Genomic DNA, 3,025 nt, shown 5'->3' with positions numbered 1-3,025 from the left:
AATCAAAATGTGGGAGGGGGCTTGCCCCCGATGAGGCCCTCAGCAGCACCTCAACTTACTTCTTCTTGCGCGGGCCGGTGTTAAACACCGGCACCTTGCGCACCGGCTTGATCGACGGTTCCGCCGGCGCGACTTCGCCACTGTCCACCCACTTGCCCAGGTTGCGCTTGCCGCCGCTACCGGATGTCTTGGGTTTCTTCGGCTTTTTCGGCTTCTTCACCACCTGCCCGCTGGCATCGGTGTCCGGCACGCGGTGCTCCGGTTCGAAGTCCGGCTCCATTTTGCGGGTCAGGGTCTGACGCGTGAGCATCTCGATGGCCGACAGCATGTTCACTTCATCGGCACACACCAGGGAAATGGCCTCACCGGTGTTGCCCGCGCGCCCGGTACGGCCGATGCGGTGGATGTAGTCTTCGGCCACGATCGGCAGGTCAAAGTTGACCACCAGCGGCAGGTCTTCGATGTCCAAACCACGCGCCGCCACATCGGTGGCCACCAGGATCTGCACTTCGCTGGATTTGAAACGGTCCAGCGCGCGCTGGCGGGTCGCCTGGGGTTTGTCGCCATGGATGCCGTCGGCATTAATGCCCAGGCCTTGCAACTTATCCACCAGCGCATCCACGCCGTTACGGGTTTTGGCAAACACCAGCACCTGCTTCCAGCGGCCTTTGCGCATCAGGTGCACAAACAGCTCGGGCTTGCGCTTTTTGTCCACCGGCACCACCCATTGCTTCACGGTGTTGGCGGCGACGTTGCGCGGGCTGACTTCGACGGTCAGCGGGTCGTTGAGCATCTGCCCGGCGAGCTGGCGGATCTCATCGGAGAAGGTCGCGGAGAACAACAGGGTCTGACGCTTTTTCGGCAGCATGCGGTAGATGTTCGCCAGCTCTTCGGAAAAGCCCAGGTCGAGCATGCGGTCGGCTTCATCCAGCACCAGGGTCTGCAGCTGGTTGAGTTTCAGCGCGTTCTGGCGGAACAGGTCGATCAGGCGGCCCGGCGTGGCCACCAGCACGTCGACGCCTTTGCGCAGCTTCATCATCTGCGGGTTGATACTCACGCCGCCGTACACCGCGTAAGTGGTCAGCGGCAGGTGTTGAGCGTATTCAGCAACGCTGGCGTGAACCTGCTCGGCCAGCTCGCGGGTCGGGCACAGGATCAGCGCGCGTGCCGAGTTGGCAGCGACTTTCGGCCCTTCGGTGGTCAGCAACTGCAGCAGCGGCACGGCGAAACCGGCGGTCTTGCCGGTGCCGGTCTGGGCTGCGGCCATCAGGTCGCGACCGGCCAGCACTGCCGGAATGGCTTGCGCCTGCACCGGCGTCGGGGTCTGGTAGCCAAGCGTCTCAAGGGCGCGCAGCAAGGGTTCGATCAGGCCAAGTGTGGCGAAAGTCATGTGTTTACCGTAGGAAAAATTCAGCGCACTGCGCGTAATGCGCGGCAGTTTACCTTATTTCCGGCTTGGGCTTGCGCCACTGGGGCAGGCTGATCAACAGCACCGCGCTGATAATCACCAGCATCGCCAGGGCTTCTTCCAGGCCGATGGTCTCGCCGATAAACACGATGCCCAACAACACCGCGACCGCCGGGTTGACGTAGGCGTAGCTGGTCGCCGCCGCCGGGCGCACGTGCTTGAGCAGGTACATATAGGCATTGAAGGCGATGATCGAGCCGAACACCGTCAGGTAGGCCAACGCCAGCCAACCCTCCAGCGGCGGCATGGCCTGCAGGTGCTCGCCGGTGAGCGCGCTGCCGATCAACAATGTCACGCCCGCCACCAGCATCTCCGCAGCGCTGGCCATCGCGCCCTGGGGTAGCGACAACTGCCGGCTCCACACGGACCCGAATGCCCACGATGCTGCCGCGAACAATAGCAACGCGGCGCCTACCGGGCTCGATTGCAAGGTGCTGCCCATGTTGAGCATGGCGATGCCGACAATCCCCAGGATCACCCCGGCCCACTCCAGCCGCGTATTACGCGCGCCCCAGAAATACCCGCATAGCAGGGTGAACAATGGCACGGTCGCCACCGCCAGGGCAGCCACACCAGACGACACGCCCGCATGTTCGGCCAACGTGACGCCGCCATTACCGAAGGTGAGCAGCAAAATGCCGATCATCCCTGCGGCCTTCCATTGTGGCCACGTTGGCGCTGGCACCCCGCGCCATCTGAGGTAGCCGTACATCAGCGCACCCGCCGTGCAGAATCGAATCCCCGCCAGCAGCAACGGCGGCCAGTACTCCACGCCGATGCGGATGACCAGGTAGGTAGACCCCCAAATCACATACAACGCAAAAAAGGCGGCAATCAACGGCAAGGGAAAGCGACGTGGGCCAGGCATTGGGCAGCTCTGCGGCAGATATAAGAGAGGCTTATTCTAAAAAGGCAGGTCGCTGAACATAAGTTACAAAACCTGTTTAAACCGCCCATACACTTTTCAAAGCATGGTTTTGAGGGCTATAAACCATGCTTTCGAAAGCCACGTGCCAATGGAGCCTTATCATGGACAAATACGACCGCATGCTCCTCAGCGCCCTGCTCGAAGACGGCCGCGCCTCCTACGCGCAACTCGCCCGCAGGGTAAACCTCTCCGCCCCCGCCGTGGCCGAACGCGTGGCCAAGCTCGAAGCCAGCGGCGTGATCACCGGCTACCAGGCCTAGGTCGACCTGTCCAAAGTCGGCCTGCCGATCCAGTGTGTGATCGAACTGCGCCTGACCAACCACGGCAGCCAAAAGGTCTACGACGCCCTGGCCGAAATCCCTGAACTGACCGAATGCCACCGGGTGACCGGCGACCCGTGCGTCATCATGCAAGCGGCGGTGGGCTCGATGCCGGAGCTGGAGAACTTGATCAACCGGATTGCGAAGTTCGGGTTCAGCAAAACCTCGATCATATTGTCGAGCGCGATAGAGCGGCGGGTGCCATTGGGGCAGTTGGCGGGCAATGGGAAAAATGGTGGCTGATCTACCGCCATCGCGGGCAAGCCCGGCTCCCACAGTTAAAATGCATTCCACCTGTGGGAGCCGGGC

General features: G+C 62.2%; 2 protein-coding genes and 1 pseudogene. 1 reads left to right on the top strand and 2 read right to left on the bottom strand.

Annotated features, from left to right (window positions below; translation table 11 throughout):
• Positions 1 to 55 precede the first annotated feature (55 nt).
• Together WBR57_RS29885 and yedA are read right to left on the bottom strand one after the other, a co-directional pair.
• Positions 56 to 1,390, bottom strand: a complete 1,335-nt coding sequence (locus WBR57_RS29885) for a DEAD/DEAH box helicase (RefSeq protein ID WP_424089150.1) — start codon at positions 1,388 to 1,390, stop codon at positions 56 to 58.
• Between the two features lie 49 nt (positions 1,391 to 1,439).
• Positions 1,440 to 2,336, bottom strand: a complete 897-nt coding sequence (gene yedA, locus WBR57_RS29880; protein WP_424089148.1) for a drug/metabolite exporter YedA — start codon at positions 2,334 to 2,336, stop codon at positions 1,440 to 1,442.
• 161 nt (positions 2,337 to 2,497) lie between these two features.
• Between yedA and WBR57_RS29875 the strand changes: the two are divergent.
• Positions 2,498 to 2,959 (top strand): annotated as a pseudogene (locus WBR57_RS29875) (Lrp/AsnC family transcriptional regulator).
• Positions 2,960 to 3,025 lie beyond the last annotated feature (66 nt).

It is taken from the genome of Pseudomonas sp. (assembly GCF_049590575.1).
Lineage (GTDB): Bacteria > Pseudomonadota > Gammaproteobacteria > Pseudomonadales > Pseudomonadaceae > Aquipseudomonas.
This window is presented reverse-complemented; position numbering and strand designations above follow the sequence as displayed.

Excerpts from the sequence above, each read along its gene's own strand:
- WBR57_RS29885 (WP_424089150.1), bottom strand. The coding sequence starts at position 1,390 with ATGACTTTCGCCACACTTGGCCTGATCGAACCCTTGCTGCGCGCCCTT.
- yedA (WP_424089148.1), bottom strand. The coding sequence starts at position 2,336 with ATGCCTGGCCCACGTCGCTTTCCCTTGCCGTTGATTGCCGCCTTTTTT.